Below are 21675 nucleotides of genomic sequence, written 5' to 3'. Positions count from 1 at the left end.
ACATGAGGATCTTCTACGACACCGAATTCATCGAAGACGGCCGCACGATCGACCTGATCTCGATCGGCATCGTCGACGAGGACGGCCGCGAGTACTACGCCGTCAACACCGACATGCCATGGGAGCGGATCCTGAAAAACGACTGGCTGGTGCGCAACGTCGTCCCCTCTCTGCCGGTCCGCAACCGCAGGATCCTCGAGACGTACCTGAAGGACTCGCCCAACACCCACCACCGGCCGGGGCTGGACCTGCTCAGCCTCGACGACACCGACATCACGGTGAAGCCGCGCAACGTGATCCGCAACGAGGTGCGCGAGTACATCCTGGCCACCCCCAGCCCGCAACTGTGGGCCTGGTACGGCGCCTACGACCACGTCGCGCTCGCGCAACTGTTCGGCCCGATGATCCACTTGCCCGAGGGCATCCCGATGTGGACGAACGACCTCAAGCAGCAGGCGATGTGTCTCGGTAACCCCACCGTGCCGACACAGCAGGCCGGCGAGCACAACGCGCTCGAAGACGCGCGCCACAACCGCGAGATCGCCCGCTTCCTCGACGAGACCGCACGTGGACAGGCCGCGAATGCCTGACCACCGCCGCACACAGATGACCAAGGCCATCGTGCTCGCCGCGCTGCTCGCCACCCTCGCGGCCGTCACGTGGCTGCTGCTGGCCACGGCGACACCGACCACCGACCGGCCATCGCACGGCAGCACCATCGCCAGCCCGACCGCCGCAGCCCCACGCTGAAAGGACCCTGATACATGGAAACCGCATCCGCATCCGTGTACGACGAGCTCGAGCCGCCGGTCGGCACCGACGCGATCGAGCACTGGCTCGACCTGAGCGCCGGCGCCGACCCGATCGAGCCGCACCCGGGCGTCGCGCTGATCAAGGCACGCGCGCAGCTCGGACGCCTGGTCAAGCAGCGCGACTGGCTCAGCCGCGAACTGGCCGCAATGCGCGAGGCACACCAGGGCGCCTGCGACACCATCGCCCAGATGCACAAGGCAGCCGTCGGCGAGGTACGCGGCCCGAAGCTCGGCGTCGTCGAGGACGTCACCGACCTGCGCAGCCGCTACCTCGACGAGGCAGACCGCGCCAACCGGCTTGAGACCGAGCTCACCGAGGCCCGCGCCGTCATCCAACAGATCGGCCGGACCGGCGTCATCGCGCCCGAGGCCGCGCAGCCGCGCTGCACGGCCGAGGTATCCGACCACACCTGCACCTGCTTGGCCGGCCCACAGGCCACGCACCAGCCGATCTCGGCAGCGACCATCCGCGACGACGCGCCGGACGAGACCGCCACCGACGTATCGACGGAGACACACGATGGCTGAGCCTGCCGCCACCACGAGCCGGCGCGCCGCGGACCACCTGCGCGCCTTCCTCGACGCCTGGAACGAACGCCACACGACACGTGATCAAGTCCTCGTCCAGACCGAGCCCGGCTCAGCGGACATGCTCACCTCGGACGACCTGCGCGCACTCCTGGCGGCCGCCGACCCAGACGAGCAGCCCATCGCGCACGTCCCCACCAAGGCCGGCCTCGACTACCTCGCGTTGCGCAAGCAGCAACACCCGAAGGAGGCCACCGATGCCTGACCCGTACTTCGACGACGGCCAGGTCACGCTGTACCTCGGCGACTGCCGCGAGATCCTGCCCCGGCTCGGAATCGTCGCCGACCTGATCTGCACCGATCCGCCATACGGTGAGACCTCGCTCAAGTGGGACCGATGGGTCGACGGCTGGCCGACCCTCGCCGCTACCGCCGCGCGCTCGATGTGGTGCTTCGGCTCCATGCGCATGTTCGGCGAGCACTGGGACGAGTTCACCGACGCCAAGTGGAAGCTCTCGCAAGAGACCGTCGGCGCCGACGAGGACGGCGCACCGATCCGCGCCGACCTCGCCGTGATCTGGGAGAAGAACGCCGGAACCGGCCTATTCACGGACCGGTTCCGGCGCATCCACGAGAACGCCCTGCACTGGTACCGCGGGAGGCGTTGGGAGGAGATCTATCACCAGGCTCAGCGCATCCCGACGCCGCCCACTTGGTCGGGCCGCGGCGCGCTGAATGGTGAGACCGTTCGCAGTGGAGGGGCAGGAAAACACCTCGGCGGCACGAAGCAATCCACCTATCAGGACGACGGCACGCGCCTGATGACGAGCGTCATCCGCGCAAAGAACCTGCGCGGTCTCGCCCTGCACCCCACCGAGAAACCCGTTGACCTGCTACGCCCCCTGATCGAATACGCGTGCCCACCCGGCGGCCTCGTCCTCGACCTGTTCGCAGGATCCGGCGCCATCCTCGACGCCGCCAGGCAGACCGGCCGCCGCGCCATCGGCATCGAAGCCGACCCGAAATACGCCCAACGCGCCGCCCGACGCCTCAGCCAAGCCATCCTCACACCCGCAGGAGACGCCGATGCGTAACCGCCTGCGCTGCCTCTCTGGCACGGCCACGGATGGCTGACGACGTCCACGCCATGACGCTGCGCCTGCCCCGCCCGCTCGCCGAGCAGCTGGCGCTCGTCGCGCAGATCGACGGCCTCGATGTGGCCGCCGCCGTACGACAGGCCGTCACCGACTACATCGCGGCCCGCATCGCGGATCCCGGATTCCGCGTCGCGGCCCGCAACCACATCACCGACGTGTCTCTGCTGATCGGGGAACTCGATGCCTGACAAACACACCCGCACGGCGACCGTCACGCCGCTGCCGACGATGATGCCCGGCGCCCCGCCGCGCCCAGCCCTGAAACAGGCACCCCCCGCGCCCGAGGCCTCCCACGCGAGGGCCCAGCAGCTGACCGCCGCGCAGAGCATCCGGCACCTGGCCACACAGCACGCCCTCACGTTCAACCGCGACGAGGACCTGACGATCGAGGAACTGCTCGCCGACGCCGCAGCAATCGAGCGCTACATCACCGACGGCACCCGCGACGAGCCCGAGCCAGGCCCGGACGCCGAGTGACCCATCAGCACAACCGCACCTGCGCGGCCTGCCGGCAGCGGCCGGCCTGGGCCGCGCGCTGGATCTGCGTGCCCTGCTACCTCGCGCTGCGCGAAGATCTTCACGGCCTGGTCGGCGACTACCGGTGGCTCGGAGAGTGCATGGTGCTGCTGCCTCCCTCGTGGCGCACCTCGTCGATCCGCGCGTTTCGCACCGAGACGCCGATCCCGTTCGACGCGCGGATGTCCCTGCAGCGCGACCGCATCACCGAGACACTCGCGTACTGGGCGCGGATGGTCGTCGAGGCGAAACGTCCGCGGCCCTGGCCGCCGCACGACGTCACCGTCGAGGCCACCGCGCCGTGGCTCACGACGCAGCTGGGCTGGATCGTGCGGCAGGAGGCCGCCGGTGACTTCGACCGTGAGATCCGCGGCCTGCGCGTCGACACCGACCGGGTAGCGCCCCGCGAGCTCGAATGGCGCAGCCTGCCGCTGCCGTGCCCGCGCTGCGGGCAGCTCGCGCTCAGCCACAACGGCGGTCTGGTCGCGTGCCGCCGCGGCGGCTGCGGGCACGCGATGACCCTCGGCGAGTATCACCAGCTGGAAGACGAGATCGCGGCGGCGCTCGCCGAGCGCAGACAGGCACAGGACGCATGAACGACTACGACGAGCCCGACGCGCCTGCGGACCCGCGCGACCCGGCTCACCAGGCATGGAACACCACCGAGGCCGCGGCCGCCGCGCACGTCGATCCCAAGACGATCCAGACCTGGGTCACCCGCGGCAAGCTCACCCCGATCGGCGAGCAGCGCGGCCAGCACCTGTTCAACGGCGCCGACGTCCTCGCGGTCGAGAAAGCGACGCGCCGCAGACCCCGCCTGGCCGCGCTGCTCGCCGAATCCCGCGCGCTGTTCCGACACGGCGACGCCGAGCCGTAGAGCATCGCGATCGGCGAAGTAAAGGGTGGGCTCTGTACAGCAGCGTGTAAAAATGTTTGCTCACTCAAGCAATCAGCTCCAGCGCAGCCCCGGTGATCCCAGGCACCGGGGCACGATCCTCGACCCGTTCGCCGGCTCCGGAACCACCGGCGTCGCCGCGCTCGCCGAGGGCCGCTCGTTCATCGGGATCGAGCAGTCGCGCCACTATCACCAGGTCGCGTCGCGGCGCCTTGAGCATGTCGCTTGACCTGCGGCCACAGTTTGAATCATCATCAGCAGCGACAGAGGCATGCCCTCATTCAGGCCCGCAGCGCATCGCTCGGGCCTTTCGCATACCCAGGGCCGTTCCGCCTCGACCTTCCGTCACGACACTCCGGAGCATCCGCATGTCCACATCCATGTCCCAGATCTGGCACGACTCGCTCGACGAGCTCGAGCAGGCGGTCGCACCGATCAAGCACCTGTTCGGCCAGCACCAGGCTGCCTTCGACGCGGCCGTGAAGGACCTGCGCGACAAGGCGGACGCCGAGGTCAGCCACCTGGTCGGCGACGCCGAGGCCGCCGGCAAGACGGTGCTCGGCGAGGCTGAGGCGGCCGCCGCGCCGCTCGTCACCGAGGCAGAGCAGGCCGCGGCCGACCTGACTCACACCGCCGCAGCCGACCTGCACGACGTGGTCGGGTCGAACAGCACGCCCGGCCCCGCTCCGGAGCCGACCGGTTCCGGTGTCGCGGCCGCGCCGCAGAGCGCCGAGCAGAGCACGCCGGAAACGGCGGCCTGAGCCGTGCAGGTTCCGAGCGTCGGCCGCGTCGTCCACTACGTCTCGCACGGCAGCCCGGTGCTGCCCGACGGCACGCAGAAGTACAAGCCGCAGTGCCGCGCCGCGATCATCACCGAGGTTTACGACGATCCGCCCGCGGGCGGCCAGGACGACGTCGGCCTCTGCGTCCTAAACCCGGAGGGGATCTTCCTGCAACGCGGGCGACCGCATGACGAGCTCGGCCACCAGGGCGGCACCTGGCACTGGCCCGAGCGCAACGGGTAGCGCGACACAGACCGGCCGTTGCGATGCGGGCTATCGCGACCGCGGGCTAATCCACGCGGCTCCAGCCAATCGCTCACGCAGCGGCCACCCTCGAAAGGAAAACCACGATGGGTAACTGGCACATCGCGATCGACGGGCACGGCGTGCACGACAACGGCCTGGGCCACGACGCCGAGCAGCGTCTGCAGCGGTTCGTCGAGCAGCTGCTCGGCGACGGCCACCAGGTGCACCACGCGTCGATCACGGTCGGCAGCGCGCGCAGGGTCGTCGCCGAGGACGCCGGCACCGACGACGTGGCATCCCACCTCGAATACCTGCCGTGACGGACGCGCTCGTCTCGAGCACGCCGCCGCCCGGCAAGGACGAGCCGCCGAACACCTGGCCCGGCAACGATTCAGTGTTCAGCATCGGCCCGGACGAGTACGCCGTCTGGGAAACCGAGCGCGGCACCGGCAAGCGCATCGGCCTGCACACCTGGCACTGGGACCAGGCCAACGGGCACTGGTGCGGAGGCTGGCTCGGCTTCACCAACGTCGAGGGACATCCGCCGCGCTCGAAACACGAGCTGGTGCGCGAAGACCCACTGACCGTCGCTCCATCGCTGCTGTGCTCTCGCTGCCAGCATCACGGATGGATCCGCGACGGGCAGTGGGTGCCGGCATAACCACAGACCGGGCCGCTCCGCATCCCAGCGAAACCGGGAGCGGTCCGCCGGACCGGCCGCCCGCGATATCGGCCCCGCGGGCGGCCCTCGGGCATCAACGCACGGGAGGTGAGCGATGACGGTCGTCGAGGGCACCGCGCGCGACGCGGCCAAAGCACCCATCCCGTACGCGCAGGTCCGCATCACCCTGGTCACCGGCACGGCCGGCCTGCCCGGCTACACCACCGACGGCGAGCTGATCGCACCGCACACCGTCAAGGCCGACGAGACCGGCGCCTGGTCGATCGACCTGCCACCCACCAACAGCATCACGCCCGCGAACACCTATTTCGAGTTCTGGGAATCCGGCGCCTACAGCACCGTGCAGGTCCCGGACAGCAGCGGCCCCTACCAGCTCAAAGACGTGAGCGTCCCGATCACGCTGCCGGACGTCGAGGCCGTGCTGACCGGCTGGCTGGCCGCGCAGCTGCCCGGCACCCGGGCGTGCACGAGTCTGCCGGCGGATCTGGCCGGCAGCGTGCCGCTGCTGCAGGTGCGCCGCGTCTCGGGCGCGGTGAGCCACCGCAACCAGGACACCGCGTTCGTCGACCTCAACGCGTTCACCGCCGACGACACAGGCGCCTCGCAGCTCGCGATCGCGGCCGAGACGCTGCTGCTGGGCTCCGTCAACGTCACCGCCGGCGGCGCCGTGATCCGCAATACCGGATCGGTCGTGCGGCCGCGCTGGCTGCCCTACGCCGACACCAGCGTGCAGCTGTACGCCGCGACCTACGAGATCCGGCTGCACTCCGTGCCCGCGTGACCCTGGCGCGGGCCCCGACCGCCCCGTTCGCGAGCGCCGAACCGGACATCACCGCCGTCACCAGCGGTCTTACCGGGCTGGCCGGCGGGATCCTGCCCGGATTGAGCAAGGCCGTCGGCGCCAGCCAGGTGATCGTCTCGGATTTCTCCCAGTCCCTGCCCGGGCTCGGCCAGGACATCGGCGGCTTCTTCAACGGTCTGGTCCGCGACGCGAACGTCCAGGGCCACGCGCTCGGGCAGACCATCGGCGTGATCGGCAACACCGTGCGCACCCTCGGCACCGTGATCGGGTCGGCCTCCGCTGCCGCCTCGGCGGACCTGCTCGCCCTCACCCCCGTGATCAACGGGCTGCTGTCCGCGGTGCAGGCCGTCTCCAGCCCCGCCACGATCGGCGGCGTCGCCGGGCTGTTCGGCGCCATGAAGCTGGACCCCGCGCTCAAGAGCGGCCTGTCCTCTGCCGCCGACGGCCTGGAGAAGGTCGCCGCGAAGGGCGCGACCTCCGGCGGGATTCTCGGCAAGCTCGGAGGCGCCGCCTCCGGCGCATCCGGGCTGCTCGGCAAAATGGCCGGGGTGGTCGGCGGCCCGTGGGGGTTGGCGATCGGCGCGGGTATCGGTCTGGCGTCCGGGCTGGCCGCAGCCCTGCTCAACGCGGACGACGCCACCAGGGCGATCACGTTGAGCAGCACCGATCTGCGCAGCGCGATCGCGGCCGACGGGGCGCAGGCCGGCGAGGCCACTGCCGCGTATGTGGCGCAGCAGTCGCAGCTCAACGGGCTCGCGGACAGCGCGGCGAAAGCAGGGGTGCCGCTGAACTTGCTGGTGCAGGCCGCGGTCGGAAACACCCGGGCGCAGCAGGAGCTGACGGTCGCGGTCGGGCACGGTAACGAGGCGCAGCGCCAGCAGCAGCTGTCCGCCGAGCAGAGTCTGACCGGGTTCGGCGCCCTGAACCAGACGGTGGCGACCGGCACCGACCGGCTGACACAGTCGCTGGTGGTCACCAACAACCTCACGGACGCCAACCAGCAACTGATTAATTCCGTGAAAGCACAGGCTCAGCAGACCGCTGACGCGATCGAGAAACAGGCGCAATACGACCAGGCGACCAACGAACTGAACAACTCGACAACCATTTTCAATGCCACCCTGGACGCCGACTACCAGAAACTCGTGGCGCACGCCCAGGCGACCGCGGACAGCGCGGCGGCGGCATTGAAACTCGGGGCGAACCACACCGCCCTGAGCCAGGCGATCGCCGGCGTGGTACAGCAATACGACCAGGCCGCCGTCAGCGGGAAGTCCTACGGGTCGGTGCTCTCCGCGCTCAACGACACCACGAACAATCTCTACGCGAGCGAGGCCGGGTTCACCGTAGCGCTCGGCGGTCTGAGCACCGCGATCGCGGCGAACGGTAGCAGCCTGGACGTGAACAACATCAAGGGCGCCGCGAATATCCAGACGTTCACAGGCATCGCGTCGAGCGCCGACAAGGCCGCGGTCGCGCTCTACCAGTCCGAGGTCAACACCAAGGGCGCGAATCAGGCATATGACGATGCGAACAAGAAACTACTCGCGGAAAAAAAGGCATTCGAACAGGCTGCGATCAAAGCCGGATTCAATAAGGACGAGGTGAAGAAACTCGCCGACCAGTTGTTCAAACTGCCGCAGGAAATCCCGATCAACATCGACGCGAACACACAGGCCGCGATCAAGATGGCTAACGGCGCGGTGCGGTACATCGACTCGCTCACCGGCACCATCACCATCCAGGCGCAGGACGGCTCCGGGGTCACGTACAACCCCAAGTCGGGCGGCAAGGCCTACTACGACTACGGCGGCTGGACGCGCGCCGCGCCTGGGCAGCCGGAAGAAGCGATCGTTCACGGCGGGGAGTACATGCTCTCGCGCGACATGCTCGCCGGGCGCCAGGCGGTAGATCCTCGGGTACTCACGGCGCTGCGCGCTGCAGACACAGGCGGCCGCATCAGCGCCGGCAATGTGCTGTCCACCGGCCTCGCGCTCGCGCCGCTCGCGATGTCTGGCATCTCCAGTGCAGGCGCGTCGGCCGTCGTCGCGCCCGCGGCTGCCGCCGCCCGCTACCTTCCCCCCGGTGTCACTCAGGTGCTCGGCAGCGCCGCCGCGCCGGATCCCGTGCTCTCCGGCGCGCAGTGGCGGCAACTGGCCGCGCTCGGCGGGCGCGGCACCCCGGCGGCCGGCCGCACCACGACGCTGTACGTGTATCCGCCGGCCGCGTCGGCCGAGCAGACCGCGGCCGAGGTCGTGCGCACCCTGCAGCACGCCGGAATCTCCTGATCCACCATCCCGGGAGGATGCATGCCCACGGCGCTGGACGGAGACCCGACCTGGCTCGGCGACCTGCCGCTCAACGTGATCGACGACAATGGCGTCGCGTGGATCGTCACCAGCACCGGAGGCTGGAGCGGCGGGGCCGCGACCACGCAGCAGGTCGTGCAGCGCCAGTCCGACCACGGCGGCTACGCGAGCGGCAGCTGGCTGACACCGAAGCCGCTGACCCCGGCCGTCACGATCCAGGCGCCGACGGCGGCACTGCGCGACACGGCGGTCGAGGCGCTCAAGGCCGCGGCGTCGCTGACCGCGACGACGATGCGCGTGCAGGAAGCCGGCTACGACCGCACACGCACCGTCCAGCGGCAGGGCGAGCCACTGGTGACCAAATACGGCACCAGCGCCGAGGTGAGCCTGTCGCTGGTCGCTGCGGACCCGCGGCTCTACAGCGCGACCGGCTACACCGGCAGCTGCGGTCTGCCCAGCGTGATCGGCGGCCTGACCTTCCCCGCCGCGTTCCCGCTGGTGTTCGACGCGACGGTCAGCTCCGGGCAGATCCCGGTGGCCAACATCGGCACGGTCGGGTCACGCCCGATGCTGCGCATCACCGGGCCCTGCGTCACACCCGTGGTGACGCTGCAGGACCCTGACGGTAGCGTGCAGCAGCTGATCTACAACGGGACGCTGCAGGCCCTCGACTACCTGGACCTGGACTGCGACCGGCACACCGCGATCATCAACGGCACCGCGTCACGCCGCGGCCTGCTCACCGTCGCCGGTGGCTGGCCGCAGATCCCGCCCCGCGCCGACGTCACCACGGCCGCCCTGTACTTCAACGCCAATTCGACCACCGGCGCGCCGATCCTCACGGCCAGCTGGTACGACGCCTGGGAGTAGAGATGACCCTCGGACCGGTGCTCTCCGACGCCGTCAGCGGCTCGCCCTCGTTCAGCGCCGGACAGTGGCGCCTGGCCTACTCAGGGCTCTACGTCTCCTCCGGTGCGCTGACCGTGCGCAGTGGCGCGCTGAGCATCGACAGTTTCGCCGCCTCGATCGCCGGCACGACGGTCAGCATCGGCGCCGGCCGCGGCGTCGTGCAGGGCGCCACCAGCGGCACCCAGGGCGCCTACCCGGTCTACTCGAGTGCCACGGTCACACAGGTCCTGAACGCCGCCAGCGCCCAGGACCGTATCGACCTGATCTATCTGTGGCTCCAGGACAACGAGGTCGACGCCAGCGGCGCGGTACAGGCGACGTTCGTCTATCTGCCGGGCACCCCGTCGGGGTCGCCGGTCGCCCCGACCATCCCGGCAGGCCGGTCCGGTTTCGCCATCTGCACCGCGTACGTTCCCGCGTCCGGTTCGCCCACGGTCACCCAGGCCGGCGTCATGCCGTACACCGCCGCCACCGGCGGCATCATCCCCGCGCTGACCGATGGGCAGCCCGGCAGCCCGGAGAACGGCCAGGTACGCTGGCGCGCCGACCGTTCGCTGACCGTCCAGCCCGGGCCGCTGGAGATCTGGGACACCAGCGCGTGGCACCCGATCGTCCCGGACTCCTACCCGCGCGGCCGCATGGCCTACAAGAAGATCACCAGCGCGGGGGCGAACTCCGGCAGCTCGACCCCGGTGGTCTACAACACCCTCACGACGACCCTCACCTCCGGGCGCCGCTACCGCCTGTGGGCATCCGGCAACATCACCGACTCCGTCACCGGCTTGAGAGCCGCGCTCGGCCTGTACTACATCGCCGGCGCATCCATGCCCGCCGGCGCCGTGGGCGCCACCAACGTCATCACCGTGACCCAGGTGGCTGACGGGGCACAGCCCTACCAGGTCGCCGACGAGTTCGTGAGCCCCGGTGGCGGCACCTACACCCTGGCCCTGACCTACAACCTGTCGTCCGGCAGCGGCATCGTCGCGATCCCGGGAGGCGCCAACGTGCTCTGGCTCGACGACATCGGGGTATAGATGACCCTCGAACTCGCCCTCTCGCCGGCCGCGGGCGTGGTCCCGCTCACCCGCAGCGATCCGCCGCCGCTGGTGCCCGTCTGGTACGCCGCCGACGCCGCGACCGGCGCCGTACTCGACGAGCTGCCGCTCGTCCCGTCACCGATCGCCCGGGTCGTCGGGCAGCCGATGTCCACCAGCGCGCAGCTGACCATCAGCGGCGCGCCCTCCGGCTGGATCGAGGACACCGAACCGGGCCGCACCATGGTGGTCTGCGTCGTCGACGAGACCCCGATCTGGGCCGGGCTGGTCATCGGGCGCGCCCGCGGCAGCGCACCGACCGCGGCCCTCAGCCTGGTCACCCCGGAGGCGTACCTCGACCGGCGCTACGCCTCAGACCACACCTGGAGCGCTGTGGACGAGTGCAGCGTGGTCGGCGCCGGTCTGATCGGCGACTGCGCGGTCGACGGCCTAGGCCTGATCGTCGACGCGGTCGCGAGCGGGACGCTGATCAGCGAGACCTACGCCGACAGCAACGACACCAGCATCCTCAGTGCGCTGACGTCGCTGATGCAGACCGGCTCGCCGGAGATCACGATCGACGTCGCCTGGTCGGACTCCACCATGACCTCGTTCGACCTGATCGCGCGCATCCGGCACACGCTGGGCGTGCACAGCAGCACTCCGAACGCCGTGTTCGAGCTGCCCGGCTGCGTGATCTCGTACACCCAGACCGAGGACTACACCAGCGGCAAGGGAGCGACCGCGGCGCGCGCCTACGGCAACGGCGAGGGCGCCACCCGGGCAACCTCCGGCGACGTCCTCAGCCCGCTGATCGCGCAGGGCTGGCCGCGCTGGGACCACCGCTGGACGCCGAACCAGGCCACCACCGACCCCGCCGTGCTCACCGCCGCGGCCACCCAGGCGGTCGCCGTGATGGGCGCCGGCACCAGCATCTGGACCCTGGACGCCGCGGCATCGCAGGCGCCCCGCGTGGGCACCGACTGGGGCCTGGGCGACACCGTCGCACTCCAGGTCGACCCGTCCCCGGCCGGCGGCCAGATCATCGCGCCCGGGCACCCGAACGGCGTGCAGGTCAACCTGCGCGCACTGGGCTGGTCTCTCGACTTCGCCGGCAACAAACTCACCCCCGTCCTGGCAGGGAGCTGACATGCCCTCGGCCACCAACGGCATCGCCGACCACCTCGACCCCGGCGGCCTCAACCGGCGCCTGGCCGACCTCGAACGCCAGGTCAGGGAGCTGCGGGCGGCAAAGCGCCTGGAGGCGGCCACCGTCGGCGACGGCGGCCTGAACGTCGCAGCCGAAGGGTCGCTCAACGTCATCGACGAGTACGGCAACTACTTGATGACCCTAGGCAAGGTCACCGAGCCGATCAGCGGCGCCACGCAATACGCGTTCCTGATCAACCGCCAGAATCCCGACGGGACACCGGGGCAGCTCGCCTTCAGCGTCTACAGCCCGCTGGGCGCCCCGCCGCAGACCGCCGGCCTCTACGACGCCGCGGGGAACACGCTGTGGACCGATGACGGCGTGGCGGCCCAGGGCATCGGGCGCCCGTACCTGTCTTTCCCGTGGGCGCCGGACGCGGCGTCCCTGTGGCCTTCCACGGCCGCGGGCGCCTGGACGAACCTGCTCGTCGCCCAGGTACCCAAGCAGCAGCCGCGGCTGCTGGTGGCCGGCGCGGCCACCACGCCCAGCGGCGTGACCGGGCAGCTGCGCCTGTGGGACTACGTCAACGGCGTGCAGATCGGCTCGACGGTCACCGTCTCCAGCGCTCCGGGGGGCGCCACCTGGGCGATCGGGCCGGCCGCGATCGGCGGCAACCATCTGGACACCCTGCAGCTACAGCTGCAGGGGCAGATCACCGGGGGCGCCGGCGCCCTGGCCGCCACCGTCTACACGTCCTACGGACTCCAGTCCTGATCCTTCGGCTCCGAGGAGGCCCGGTGCTCGGCATCGACTACGCATGGCAGCACCCCGACCCGGCCGCCCTCGCCGCGGCCGGCTACCAGTTCGCATGCCGGTACCTGAGCCGCGACGCCACAAAGAACCTCACGCTGTCCGAGGCCGCGTCCCTTGCGGCACACGACGTCTGGGTCGTGGCGAACTGGGAGTACGGCGCTCAGGACATGCTGCGCGGCTACGCCGGGGGCGTAGCGGACGCGCAGCTCGCGCTGCGGCAGGCGACCGCGGCCGGAATGCCGCGGGGCCGGCCGATCTATTTCTCGGCCGACTGGGATGTGACCCCGGCGCAGGAGGCCGCGGTCACCGACTACCTGCGCGGCGCGGCATCCGTACTCGGCGCCGGCGACGTGGGCGAGTACGGCGGCTACTACCCGGTGCGGATCGCCCGCGACAACGGCGCCGCCGCATGGACATGGCAGACCTCAGCCTGGTCGGGCGGCCAGTGGGACCCGCGCGACACGATCCGCCAGACCGGCAGCGCCACCGTCGGCGGCGTGCAGGTCGACGTGGACGAGGCCCTCGTCCCGGACGTCGGCCAATGGCAGCCGGGCAGGACACCCGTCGTGCCGAACCCCCAACACCTCCAGGAGATCATGATCATGCAGGACGTATTGTTCGACGTTCAGCCCGCCGCGGGCGGCGCCGCCTACGGCATCTGGTACCGCGACAGCGCGGGCCGGTACGGGCACGTCGCCACTCCCTCCGACGTAGAGGCGATCAAACAACTCGTGCCGGGGATCCCTGAGCGCCCGATCTCCGCGTCGCTGCACGAGCTGTTCGTGGCCATGTCCGCGCAGGCGGCCGTGAACGTCGGCCAGCTCGCCTCCGCCGTGACCGCGCGCATCGGCGCCGACCTGGCCAAGGGCTGAGCATGGCCGGCAGCGGGCTGCCACAGCCGGCGCCCCTGCGCGAGGGCCTGGCCCTCGAAGCGCGGCGCTCCCATCTCCCTGAGCAGATCAAGCGATTCCTGCGGGTGTTCGCGTACGCGCTCGGCTCGCAGCTGCTCTCCGGCGCGCACGTCACCGGATGGGTCGCCCTCTGGTCGGTGCTCGCAGGATCCGCCGAGACGGCATTCCGCCAGTGGCGCAAGACGATGGGCGTGCAGGCGGCGCAGTGCGTCGCGGACGGCCACGAACAGGCGCCGCGCACCGGCTGACGGCCCGACGCCTGCGCACGGAAAGGGGTGGGGGTATTGACGGGGATCTCGTTGTGGCAGGCCAGCGCGGGTAGCCTGCTGGCCATCGTCGTGCTGCTGATCCTGACCGGGCGTCTGGTGCCCTACCGGATGCTGCGCGACGCCCGCGCCGAGGCGGATCGATGGAGGAGCGCCTATGAGCTCGAGCGCGAGGCACGCGAGCGCCTGGCCATACACGCCGCTGCCGGTATCGAAGCGGCGCGCACGGCGACCGCTGTTCTCACCGCACTTCCCGTGGCTCCAGCCGGAGGGAACCCAGATGCGAGCGCCGTGGCGTAGGCACCGCCGGCAGCCCGCGGACGCATCAGCGCTCGCGGTACGCGACGCCCGCGCCGCCCTGCAGGAGAGCGCCCGCTCCGGACCCGAGGTAGCGGACCTGGTCGCACGGCTGCGCGCGATCCGCGAGGTGAATCATTTCAGCGAGCGCGTCGCGCAGCTGCTGCAGGAGCAGCGACGTGGATAGCTGGTCGGTGTGTTTCCCGTTCGCCGCGGCGCTGGTGTACATCGCCGGCTACACGGCCATGGCCCGCTGGTGGCGCACCCCGGTAGGCCGATCCATGGTCTCGCTCGCCGTCGCCATCGCCCTGGCGCTACTGCCGGCAGTGCTGCACTACGCCGCCGGACTCGCGCTTACCCGGCGCTGGTTCCGCTGGTACGACCGCGGGTCCCTCAATGCGATCGGCGTGATCCTGCTGTGGCGGCTGGTCGTGCTCTGGCGCGTGCAGCGCGCACGGTGCCCATCCGAGGACCATCAACCACCGCACGCCTCCGGTGAAGACAACGCAGCACACTGACTGGCACGGCAAGAACGCCCCGCCTCCCGTGAGGGAGTGCGGGGCGTTTTTTGTCGTCTCACGATTCGTGAATCGTGAATCGTGAATGGCCGAATTCACCTGCCGACACCCCGGTGCGCAGCTTCCGGCGACTGCCTGACGAGCGGTGATGAGAGCGGTACCGTGCGCTGTACAGCACTCAAGGGCGGGAGCAATCATGAACGGCGCAGGTATCGGCATTATCATCGGGCTCGTACTCATCCTCGTACTCACGATCCTCTGGTATGTGCGTGCTGGTAACGAGGCAGATCAGCGAGCTGCGACCGCCCGGGCTGCCGGCGCCGGGCAGCAGCCTCTGGGGCGCACCGATCCGGATCACAACCTCGCGCAGAGGGCACGGGAATTCGGGGTCGTACTCGATCTGGCCGCCGACACGGTCTCGGTCGCCGGACAGGCGAGGGGACGCTTCACAGGCTCGGTGATGCGCATCGAAACCGAGGGGCAGCTCACCAGCCGCATCACCGTGACGAGGCTGGTGACACTCGGCGTGTTCGCACTCGGCGCGCGAAAGAAGATCGACAACCGCGAGTTGTATCTGACGGTCGAGGGTGATGGTTTCCAGCTGGTGCGGAAAATCGCGCCGACGCTCGGCGACCAGGCACGCCGCTTCGTCGCCGCCTACAACACGCGTTCCGGTGCGCTCGCCAAGCAGCCGGCTGCCGGCGCCCGGGATCTTGCAGGAGAGCTCGAACGGCTGGCGAAACTGCATTCTGACGGGGGCCTCAGCGACCGCGAATTCGTTGTCGCGAAGGCACGGCTGCTTGCGCAGCCCGAGGGACGTCGACCGTAATGCCGCTACGTCGCCACGGCCCTAGCTCGCGGTGAGTGGCGTGCCGCGCGGTGCTCGGCCGTAGCACGGCCAGGCGGCAGCAGAACGCCCCGGCCGGTTTCCCTGCCGGGGCGCGAACCCCGCCTGCGCGGGGACCATCACGCGTCAGACGCTACACCGTCGGTTCCCTCGGCTGCGGCCTTTCGCATCAGATCGGTGCGTTTGCCGCGCCCCGGTCTGGTGGCGGCCTTGTCGCGCACTTCCTGGGCGTCGTAGCGCGCTTCGAGGCGGCCGCTTTCGCCGCGCTCGTAGGCCACGGCCTGTACGCCCCAGCGGGAGAGGGTGCGCCGGGCGCTGTGTGTGCCGGCCAGGCCGAGATGGTCGGCGGCGCGGGCTGCCGACCACAGTTCGCGCTCGGTCACGATTCGGTGGCGTGGCGGGCGGCGATGGCCTGGAACGTCAAGTGGGTCAGCGACTCAGGCGCTCCCGCCCACCGGGATCTCGTAGACCGCGTGATAGGACGGCGGCAGCACGATGTTGGCAGTCTCCACGGGTGTGTCGCCGGCGTAGTACGTCCGCTCGATGACGATCACGGAGATACCCGCGCGCAGGCGCAGCTTCTCGGCCTCCGCGATCGTGAGCGTCCGCGGCACGAGCTCCTCGGTGGCGCGCGTGATCCGCACACCGATGACGCCAAACCGGTCGACGACGCCCTTGCCTGAGTGTGCGCCCTTCTCCGGGAGCATGATCTGCGTGCCGCCGGTGACGGCAAGCGGCTCCCACGAGGTCGACAGATACGTCGGGGCGTCATCCGCGGTGAACACATAGAGGGTGCGCATGAGCCGCTCGCCGGGCTCGACCTGGAGCCGCTCGGCGATCGCCGGCGGAGCCGGCACCGGTGTGGATTCGGCGATCCAGGACCCGTGGCGTCCGGCGGCTGCCATCTCCGCGCGCCACGGCGACCCCTTGCCCGCGGCGTCGCGGTACCAGTGCCGCACCATGCGCACCACGTCCGGGCGGGAGCGCACGAAACTGCCTGCGCCGGGCCGTGAGACGGTCAAGCCCTCGTTGAGCAGGATCCTCGTCGCCTCGTAGGCGGTGCGCTCGGAGACCCGGTAGCGCTCCACCAGTTCGGCGAGGGAGGGCATCTGCGACCCGGGCGCGAGGGTGCCGTCGATGATCTGCTGACGCAGGCCATCAGCGATCAGCGCGTAGCGCGGTGTCTTGGCGATCGGTCTCACCCCGGCTCGTGGATTTCTCCCCCATAGCTTGACGCGGCACTGTACAGAGGCGCAAGCTCTGTACAGGACTGCTGCGCATCACACAGGGCGCGCGGCTTTGACCTGGGGATTCCTCATGCCCGAGAGCCTGTCGCGCACGCTGCCAGCTGTACCACGATCCGTGCGGAAAGCACGCGGCGAGCTGCGCGAGTTCATCCCGGACTGCACCCGGCTGGATGACGCGGAGCTGGTGCTCGCGGAGCTGGCGACCAACGCGGTGCTGCACAGTGCCAGCAACGGCGACGGCGAGTTCGAGGTCTCGTTCGAGCTGTCAGCGGGCTGCCTGCGGATCGAGGTGGTCGACCAGGGGGAGCCGGCGACGCCGCTCGCACCCCCCGACGAGGCGTTCGACCCGGGCGACGAGGCGGCATTTCCGTACGGCGAGTCGGGCAGAGGGCTGCTGATCGTCGCCGCGCTGGCAGACAAGTGGGGTGCGCAGTCCGCACCGGGCCACGGCTGCTGGTGGGCTGAGCTATCGACGGAGGACTGCGGTGTCTGAGCTGCTGCGAGGTATGCCGGCAGGCGGCTACGTTCTCTCCAATGGCGGCCTGATCAGTGACCTGATCACCGCTGAGCGCGCACGCGAGCTTTACGACGAGGCCTCGGCGCGTCCGGGCTCTGATCTGGACGGCGACCTCGAGCACGGTTTCCACTTCTGGTCGCAGGGTTCTGACGGCCAGCGGCTCGTGCGCCACCACGTGATCCCGTGGCCCGGCGACAATCCCGGAGGTCCGGCCCCCGCGACGCCCAGCGTATAAATACCCTGCCCATGTTGGGATGCGAATGGGAGACGATCATGCGTTTCCGGCAGCTTTCGCGGATTCTCTCGCGCTCCCTGACGTTCTCACGTTGACTGTCCTGGCCTGCGGAAGCCATTCGTTTCCGCAGGCCAGGACTGATCTTGCTCGCCGCTCCTAAAGCGGGTGTCGCGCGTTCGAATCGCGCCGTGGGCACTCTTCTGACCAGGGCTGACGCCGCCAACAGCCACCCGCCCTGATCATTTGCCCACTACTTTGCCCACGAGTCGGTTACTGGACCTCGTCGGCACGGTCCCTGGAGATTGGCTCCGGCTGCTCCACGGCTGCCGCCACGAAGCTGTTCGTTCGTAGTCGACGGGATGCCTCCCGGCGCTCCTCCTTCTCAGCCACCGATGGTCCCTCTCCGGCCACCGAACCCCCCGTGACCCGCTAGGAGCACTGTCCCCCGCACAGGAAGTTCAACCTTCGACATGGTCCCGCTAGCATGACGATCTGCCGGTCGCCATGAATCCCGGCAATTCGTCCGAAGCGTCACGGGGGTGTCATGGGCTTTCAGGGGCCGTTGCTCAACTGGGAGCTACCGTGGCGGCCACCGGATCTGCCGCGTTTCGTGCGCACCGCACAGTTTCACGAACTGCATGCCGCAGCCGAAGACTGGATCGAGGACCAGTTCGCTTGTATCGGCGGTGGCGACGCGCTGTTTCCGGCTGCGCGACTAGTGAGCGACTTCGGCGTGCTCACGGGTACGAACAGCCGACGGCAGTGGGACATCGGGATCCTGCGGATCCGCTCCGGGGTCTTCGCGATGATGAGTTTCCAACGACAGGTCGCCGTCGCGTACGGGTTCGACGGCTCCGCCGGCGACAGGGTCTTCGAACTGGCCAAGTCGCTCGCCAGTGCGGGCTGGAACCTGAGCCTGCACCGTAATCGGCACGCGATCCACCCTGGGCCCATCACCTCGGTCCGTGAACCGGTCGGCGCGGCGAGCGGCGGTTGGCACGGGCCGGGAGGTCCACCGCACCTTCACCACCCCGAACTACCGCCGAAGAGCTCTGCGCACTGCCTCATCCGGGTCGTGTGGACCTCACGCACCGAGCCGGGTCCCGTCATGCTCGACGTCACGATCCCGCCTCACCCGGCGGGCCGCAAACCGGCCACATTTCTGCCGGTGGAGATGGACGGACCCGTGCCGCCCATCGATATCAGTGCTTTTGCAGCGTCAGCGTTCGAGTGGTACGAGAACGCCGTCACCGTCCTGATCGAGGTGTTCTACTACGGCGTCCTGCCCGGTACGACTCGTCCACGCGACGTGCCTCGGCGGCTTGTACCCAAGCTCTGGTAGCCCGTCCTGACAGAGAGATCGTGGGGTCGCCGACGAGCTGTCGGCGACCACCGTCTACCTCGAATCGCAGCGCCTACTTGCCCGGTGATCGGTATTCGACCTCTGCGGCGTGCGCTTCCTGGGCCTCTTGCAGCTCCGCATAGCGGGCCCGCTTCGCCGCTTCCCGTCGCCGCACCTTCTCGCCGTTGGATGATCTGATCGTCCGAGTGATCAGCACCACGGGCAGGATCAGCGCCCAATACGAGACGAAGTAGTGGCCGCCTCGGAAACCGAACGTCAGGTACAGGCCGTAGCAGAGGAACACGATGCCCAGGACCAGGTTCAAGGTCAGCCCGGACCGGGACTGCCCGCGCAACCGGCCAAGCACGATCATCGTCAGCCCGTCAATCACCAACAGTACGCAGTACCAAGAGAATCCTGCGTTGCTGGTGAAGTCGAGGTTTCCCATGGTTCCCCTACGGTGCGCGAGCCCGTTGTCACTGCAAAGCCTGTCAGCCGAAGCTACTGGGCGCCGGAGCAACACGGCAAGCCGCGAACTAAAGCAGCGAGCATCACAGCGATGGCGAGCGGGTTGCCGACCAGGCCGAGCCGGTCGACCCGGTACCTGAATTCCAGCGACGGCCATCGGGCACGACCAGCCGCCGCGTGCTGGCAGTTGAGTGCCGCCTTCTCGGTCCGATGCGAACGCGGCTCGCGGATCGACGGCCCGTCAGTAACCGACCAACGCAGTGAGCTTGCCGTCGGCTCCGATGATGTCGACTCGGCTTCGGCTGTCGCATCAGTCGTCGCTCTGGCGACGGCCAGCCAGCTCGCTAACCGAGCTGGCAGGTCGTGGTGGAGAACGCTCCGCTGGCGGTCGCCGTCTTCGGCGCGCCGTCGTCGACGGCCACCGAGCAGGTTGCGGTGCCGCCTCCGACGCCGACGATCACGGTCAGCATGCCGCCTTTCAGCAGCCCGTCGGTGCTCTCCGCCGTCGTCCACGGAAGGGTCACGCGCCGCTGGTCGGTCGACGCGGTCTCGTTGTTCCACGTCGTGTAGACGACCGTCACGGACTTCGCGTCGCCGGTCACCTTGAACAGTACGTGCTCCGTCTTGGCGGTCCCGTGGACACCTGCGGTCAACGCGACGATCGTGGCGACGCACCCGCCGACTGCCGGCAGCAGCACACCGAGCAGGATCCACGGCCACCTGCGCCGGGGCGGGGTGGGAAGCGCATACGGCTGCGACTGCCGCGGCGGCTGGGACTGCGACTGCGACCACGGCTCGTCACCGGTCGGCTGTCCTGCCCAAAACCCCGAGCCGCGCAGTGGAGGCGCGACGCCCCAGCCGACTTGCGACGAACTCCAGTCATCGGGCGGCGTGTCGGCCATAGAGCACCTCGGACATTCATCGCCGGAGCCGATCAACTCCAGATTGCGCCACCGAGGCCGAACCTTCTACCGCAGGGACGCGGTGGTCCGCCACAAGAGTGATGATGCGCGCCGGGGCGCGACCACGACGGGCCGCGCGCGACGCTGCTGGAACGCACCGGCCACGAGCCACACGGGCGCGAGAGCGGCGGCGAACAACGCCGGCGACAAGTGCTTGGTGACCTCGTCGCCCTCGCCGTATACGGCAGTCGTGTACTGCACCACGGTGCAGCCGATCAGTGCCAAGCCGACCAGGCCGAACGCCCTGCGTCGGCCTCCGGGCACCGACCTGGCGATCGGCCATCCCGCAGCGGCGAAGCAGGCCAGCCAGTACACGAGCACGCCGGAAAAGCCATTCCACTTCAACGCGTGCGCCGTGTCCTGAAGCAGACAGGAGCGGCACTCCTGACTCTCCGGGGTGTATCCGGCGTGCATCGGGTACGTGCCGATGTTCGTGTTGCGGAAGCTCAGGCACGCGCCCGCGCCGCCGGCGAAGACGCGCGCATCCAGTGCCGGTTGCGTGGCGAGGTAGCGGGCGAGGTTCGCCCGGCTGAGCCGGCTGCGGTAGCGCGCGTACATCGGGTCCAACTCGACCGGATGCGGACTCCACCAGTTCGTGCTTCCGCGCGCCCACGCGGCCACGCAGGCGTCCGGTCTCGAACCGGCGCGTCCCGAGCGCCAGCCCCAGCGCGACCAGCAGCGTGATCGTCTCGTTCTTCGCGCCGACGGCCAGCAAGGCGCCCGCCCCACGCGACGACGAACGCGGCGTGCCGGATCCGGCGCCGGCCGCTGGGCGACGACGAACCGGTGCCGCGCGGTGTGATTCAGGAGGCGTACGACAGCAGTCTGCGGGTGATCAGGGCGCTGTTCGCGAGTGGCGGCACCGTGCCGTTCTCGGCACCGGAGGCGTGCGGGCAGTACGACCTGCACTCGGCGCCGAGCGCGGTGGAGTTGATCGAGGCGGCGAGCGGGTTGAACGGGGCCGCCGGGCTCTCCACGTGGTCTGACACGGTGGAGACCGGGACCTGCGAGCTTTACGTGTGCGACCTGCACCTGGTGAAACCGCGGCTGCCGGGGCGCCGCGACCAGCGGATGCTGGATCCGCTGGGAGGGCACTACATCTCCCAGGCGATCGAGGCGGAGGCGTGGCACTTTCTGCCCGGCGCGCGGCAGGGCGCCCTCACCACGGGCAACTTCGGGTGCAGCACCGGCGAGTATCTGATGGTCGGGAACGTGAGCGGCGATGAGCGGAGTTCTTCGTTGACCGACGCGCACGTCGCGATACTCAGGATGCTGATCGAGCTTGCGGCGTATGAGGGTACTGACCGGGTTCGGCAGGCGGCGGCCGACGACGCGCGGTTCGCGCTCTCACACGCCGAGCGGCACAGCCCGGAGGCCTGGGGCGCCCTCGGCTAGCCGCGTTCGGGAATGTGTCCATCGGGGTTGCGGCC

The 21675-nt window shown here is 69.7% G+C and carries 34 protein-coding genes and 1 pseudogene; 30 read left to right on the top strand and 5 right to left on the bottom strand.

The genetic code is table 11. The features are described from left to right. The first annotated feature begins 2 nt into the window (after window positions 1-2). The 26 genes and pseudogenes from KGA66_RS06095 to KGA66_RS05970 all read left to right on the top strand — a co-directional run bounded on the left by KGA66_RS06095 (window position 3) and on the right by KGA66_RS05970 (window position 15456). Entirely contained in the window at window positions 3-590 is a 588-nt protein-coding gene (locus tag KGA66_RS06095; RefSeq protein WP_211465456.1) for a 3'-5' exoribonuclease domain-containing protein, read from the top strand. Beyond that, window positions 583-750, top strand: coding sequence for a hypothetical protein (locus tag KGA66_RS06090; RefSeq protein ID WP_211465454.1), 168 nt, complete (start codon window positions 583-585; stop codon window positions 748-750). Before KGA66_RS06095 ends, KGA66_RS06090 begins: the two co-directional genes overlap by 8 nt. Before the next feature lie 14 nt (window positions 751-764). Further along, complete coding sequence (locus KGA66_RS06085; protein ID WP_211465452.1) at window positions 765-1340, top strand: hypothetical protein; 576 nt, start codon at window positions 765-767, stop codon at window positions 1338-1340. Further along, entirely contained in the window at window positions 1333-1605 is a 273-nt protein-coding gene (locus tag KGA66_RS06080) for a hypothetical protein (protein ID WP_211465450.1), read from the top strand. The genes KGA66_RS06085 and KGA66_RS06080 overlap by 8 nt, the downstream gene beginning before the upstream one ends. Continuing rightward, complete coding sequence (locus KGA66_RS06075; protein ID WP_211465449.1) at window positions 1598-2434, top strand: DNA-methyltransferase; 837 nt, start codon at window positions 1598-1600, stop codon at window positions 2432-2434. The genes KGA66_RS06080 and KGA66_RS06075 overlap by 8 nt, the downstream gene beginning before the upstream one ends. 32 nt (window positions 2435-2466) lie before the next feature. Further along, window positions 2467-2685 (top strand): hypothetical protein, encoded by a 219-nt coding sequence (locus KGA66_RS06070; protein ID WP_211465448.1) that lies wholly within the window; start codon window positions 2467-2469, stop codon window positions 2683-2685. Next, a complete protein-coding gene (locus tag KGA66_RS06065; RefSeq protein ID WP_211465447.1) occupies window positions 2678-2974 on the top strand; it encodes a hypothetical protein in 297 nt (98 codons plus the stop codon). Before KGA66_RS06070 ends, KGA66_RS06065 begins: the two co-directional genes overlap by 8 nt. After that, window positions 2971-3609, top strand: a complete 639-nt coding sequence (locus tag KGA66_RS06060) for a hypothetical protein (RefSeq protein ID WP_211465441.1) — start codon at window positions 2971-2973, stop codon at window positions 3607-3609. The genes KGA66_RS06065 and KGA66_RS06060 overlap by 4 nt, the downstream gene beginning before the upstream one ends. Beyond that, a complete protein-coding gene (locus KGA66_RS06055; protein ID WP_211465438.1) occupies window positions 3606-3890 on the top strand; it encodes a MerR family transcriptional regulator in 285 nt (94 codons plus the stop codon). Before KGA66_RS06060 ends, KGA66_RS06055 begins: the two co-directional genes overlap by 4 nt. Window positions 3891-3999: 109 nt before the next feature. Next, window positions 4000-4137, top strand: a pseudogene (locus tag KGA66_RS06050) (DNA methyltransferase); the annotation flags it as partial. Between the two features lie 139 nt (window positions 4138-4276). Beyond that, window positions 4277-4669 (top strand): V-type ATP synthase subunit E family protein, encoded by a 393-nt coding sequence (locus KGA66_RS06045; RefSeq protein ID WP_211465434.1) that lies wholly within the window; start codon window positions 4277-4279, stop codon window positions 4667-4669. Window positions 4670-4672: 3 nt separating this feature from the next. Continuing rightward, window positions 4673-4933, top strand: coding sequence for a hypothetical protein (locus tag KGA66_RS06040; protein ID WP_211465432.1), 261 nt, complete (start codon window positions 4673-4675; stop codon window positions 4931-4933). Between the two features lie 107 nt (window positions 4934-5040). Further along, window positions 5041-5256: a hypothetical protein gene (locus KGA66_RS06035; protein ID WP_211465430.1), complete on the top strand. Its 216-nt coding sequence runs from the start codon at window positions 5041-5043 to the stop codon at window positions 5254-5256. Next, window positions 5253-5597, top strand: a complete 345-nt coding sequence (locus KGA66_RS06030; RefSeq protein ID WP_211465428.1) for a hypothetical protein — start codon at window positions 5253-5255, stop codon at window positions 5595-5597. The genes KGA66_RS06035 and KGA66_RS06030 overlap by 4 nt, the downstream gene beginning before the upstream one ends. Window positions 5598-5712: 115 nt before the next feature. Beyond that, window positions 5713-6399 (top strand): phage tail termination protein, encoded by a 687-nt coding sequence (locus KGA66_RS06025; RefSeq protein WP_211465427.1) that lies wholly within the window; start codon window positions 5713-5715, stop codon window positions 6397-6399. Then, a complete protein-coding gene (locus KGA66_RS06020) occupies window positions 6396-8708 on the top strand; it encodes a hypothetical protein (protein WP_211465426.1) in 2313 nt (770 codons plus the stop codon). Before KGA66_RS06025 ends, KGA66_RS06020 begins: the two co-directional genes overlap by 4 nt. A 21-nt stretch (window positions 8709-8729) precedes the next feature. Next, window positions 8730-9599 carry a phage tail family protein gene (locus KGA66_RS06015; RefSeq protein ID WP_211465425.1) on the top strand — a complete coding sequence of 290 codons (870 nt, stop codon included), beginning with the start codon at window positions 8730-8732 and terminating at the stop codon, window positions 9597-9599. A 2-nt stretch (window positions 9600-9601) separates the two neighbouring features. Continuing rightward, on the top strand, window positions 9602-10672 hold the full coding sequence (locus KGA66_RS06010) for a hypothetical protein (protein WP_211465424.1): 1071 nt from the start codon (window positions 9602-9604) through the stop codon (window positions 10670-10672). After that, window positions 10673-11821: a hypothetical protein gene (locus KGA66_RS06005; protein WP_211465423.1), complete on the top strand. Its 1149-nt coding sequence runs from the start codon at window positions 10673-10675 to the stop codon at window positions 11819-11821. Window position 11822: 1 nt separating this feature from the next. Next, complete coding sequence (locus KGA66_RS06000) at window positions 11823-12596, top strand: hypothetical protein (RefSeq protein ID WP_211465421.1); 774 nt, start codon at window positions 11823-11825, stop codon at window positions 12594-12596. Window positions 12597-12619: 23 nt separating this feature from the next. Continuing rightward, window positions 12620-13507, top strand: a complete 888-nt coding sequence (locus KGA66_RS05995; RefSeq protein WP_211465418.1) for a DUF1906 domain-containing protein — start codon at window positions 12620-12622, stop codon at window positions 13505-13507. 2 nt (window positions 13508-13509) lie between these two features. Next, entirely contained in the window at window positions 13510-13794 is a 285-nt protein-coding gene (locus tag KGA66_RS05990) for a hypothetical protein (protein ID WP_211465416.1), read from the top strand. 36 nt (window positions 13795-13830) lie between these two features. Beyond that, a complete protein-coding gene (locus KGA66_RS05985) occupies window positions 13831-14112 on the top strand; it encodes a hypothetical protein (RefSeq protein WP_211465414.1) in 282 nt (93 codons plus the stop codon). Then, a complete protein-coding gene (locus KGA66_RS05980) occupies window positions 14093-14296 on the top strand; it encodes a DUF7620 family protein (protein WP_211465412.1) in 204 nt (67 codons plus the stop codon). The genes KGA66_RS05985 and KGA66_RS05980 overlap by 20 nt, the downstream gene beginning before the upstream one ends. Further along, window positions 14289-14627: a putative phage holin gene (locus KGA66_RS05975; protein ID WP_211465410.1), complete on the top strand. Its 339-nt coding sequence runs from the start codon at window positions 14289-14291 to the stop codon at window positions 14625-14627. The genes KGA66_RS05980 and KGA66_RS05975 overlap by 8 nt, the downstream gene beginning before the upstream one ends. A 196-nt stretch (window positions 14628-14823) precedes the next feature. Then, window positions 14824-15456, top strand: coding sequence for a hypothetical protein (locus KGA66_RS05970; RefSeq protein ID WP_211465408.1), 633 nt, complete (start codon window positions 14824-14826; stop codon window positions 15454-15456). Window positions 15457-15593: 137 nt separating this feature from the next. On the opposite strand, the gene KGA66_RS05965 is transcribed toward KGA66_RS05970, so the two are convergent. Together KGA66_RS05965 and KGA66_RS05960 are read right to left on the bottom strand one after the other, a co-directional pair. Further along, entirely contained in the window at window positions 15594-15857 is a 264-nt protein-coding gene (locus KGA66_RS05965; protein WP_211465406.1) for a hypothetical protein, read from the bottom strand. Between the two features lie 54 nt (window positions 15858-15911). Beyond that, entirely contained in the window at window positions 15912-16676 is a 765-nt protein-coding gene (locus tag KGA66_RS05960) for a GntR family transcriptional regulator (protein WP_211465404.1), read from the bottom strand. Window positions 16677-16791: 115 nt separating this feature from the next. On the opposite strand from KGA66_RS05960, the gene KGA66_RS05955 reads away from it, so the two are divergent. The 3 genes from KGA66_RS05955 to KGA66_RS05945 all read left to right on the top strand — a co-directional run bounded on the left by KGA66_RS05955 (window position 16792) and on the right by KGA66_RS05945 (window position 18815). Continuing rightward, window positions 16792-17214, top strand: coding sequence for an ATP-binding protein (locus KGA66_RS05955; RefSeq protein WP_246507091.1), 423 nt, complete (start codon window positions 16792-16794; stop codon window positions 17212-17214). Further along, complete coding sequence (locus KGA66_RS05950; RefSeq protein WP_211465400.1) at window positions 17207-17473, top strand: hypothetical protein; 267 nt, start codon at window positions 17207-17209, stop codon at window positions 17471-17473. The genes KGA66_RS05955 and KGA66_RS05950 overlap by 8 nt, the downstream gene beginning before the upstream one ends. Window positions 17474-18017: 544 nt before the next feature. After that, the gene (locus KGA66_RS05945) at window positions 18018-18815 is read left to right on the top strand and encodes a hypothetical protein (protein ID WP_211465398.1); all 798 of its coding nucleotides are present in this window, start codon (window positions 18018-18020) and stop codon (window positions 18813-18815) included. A 73-nt stretch (window positions 18816-18888) separates the two neighbouring features. On the opposite strand, the gene KGA66_RS05940 is transcribed toward KGA66_RS05945, so the two are convergent. The 3 genes from KGA66_RS05940 to KGA66_RS05930 all read right to left on the bottom strand — a co-directional run bounded on the left by KGA66_RS05940 (window position 18889) and on the right by KGA66_RS05930 (window position 20866). After that, window positions 18889-19263, bottom strand: coding sequence for a hypothetical protein (locus KGA66_RS05940; RefSeq protein WP_211465396.1), 375 nt, complete (start codon window positions 19261-19263; stop codon window positions 18889-18891). Between the two features lie 364 nt (window positions 19264-19627). Next, the gene (locus KGA66_RS05935; RefSeq protein ID WP_211465394.1) at window positions 19628-20185 is read right to left on the bottom strand and encodes a hypothetical protein; all 558 of its coding nucleotides are present in this window, start codon (window positions 20183-20185) and stop codon (window positions 19628-19630) included. Between the two features lie 66 nt (window positions 20186-20251). Further along, on the bottom strand, window positions 20252-20866 hold the full coding sequence (locus KGA66_RS05930) for a hypothetical protein (RefSeq protein ID WP_211465392.1): 615 nt from the start codon (window positions 20864-20866) through the stop codon (window positions 20252-20254). 165 nt (window positions 20867-21031) lie between these two features. On the opposite strand from KGA66_RS05930, the gene KGA66_RS05925 reads away from it, so the two are divergent. Then, window positions 21032-21640 carry a hypothetical protein gene (locus KGA66_RS05925; protein ID WP_211465390.1) on the top strand — a complete coding sequence of 203 codons (609 nt, stop codon included), beginning with the start codon at window positions 21032-21034 and terminating at the stop codon, window positions 21638-21640. Window positions 21641-21675 lie beyond the last annotated feature (35 nt).

The sequence above is a fragment of the Actinocrinis puniceicyclus genome, from assembly GCF_018283645.1.
Classification (GTDB): Bacteria; Actinomycetota; Actinomycetes; order Streptomycetales; family Catenulisporaceae; genus Actinocrinis; species Actinocrinis puniceicyclus.
This window is presented reverse-complemented; position numbering and strand designations above follow the sequence as displayed.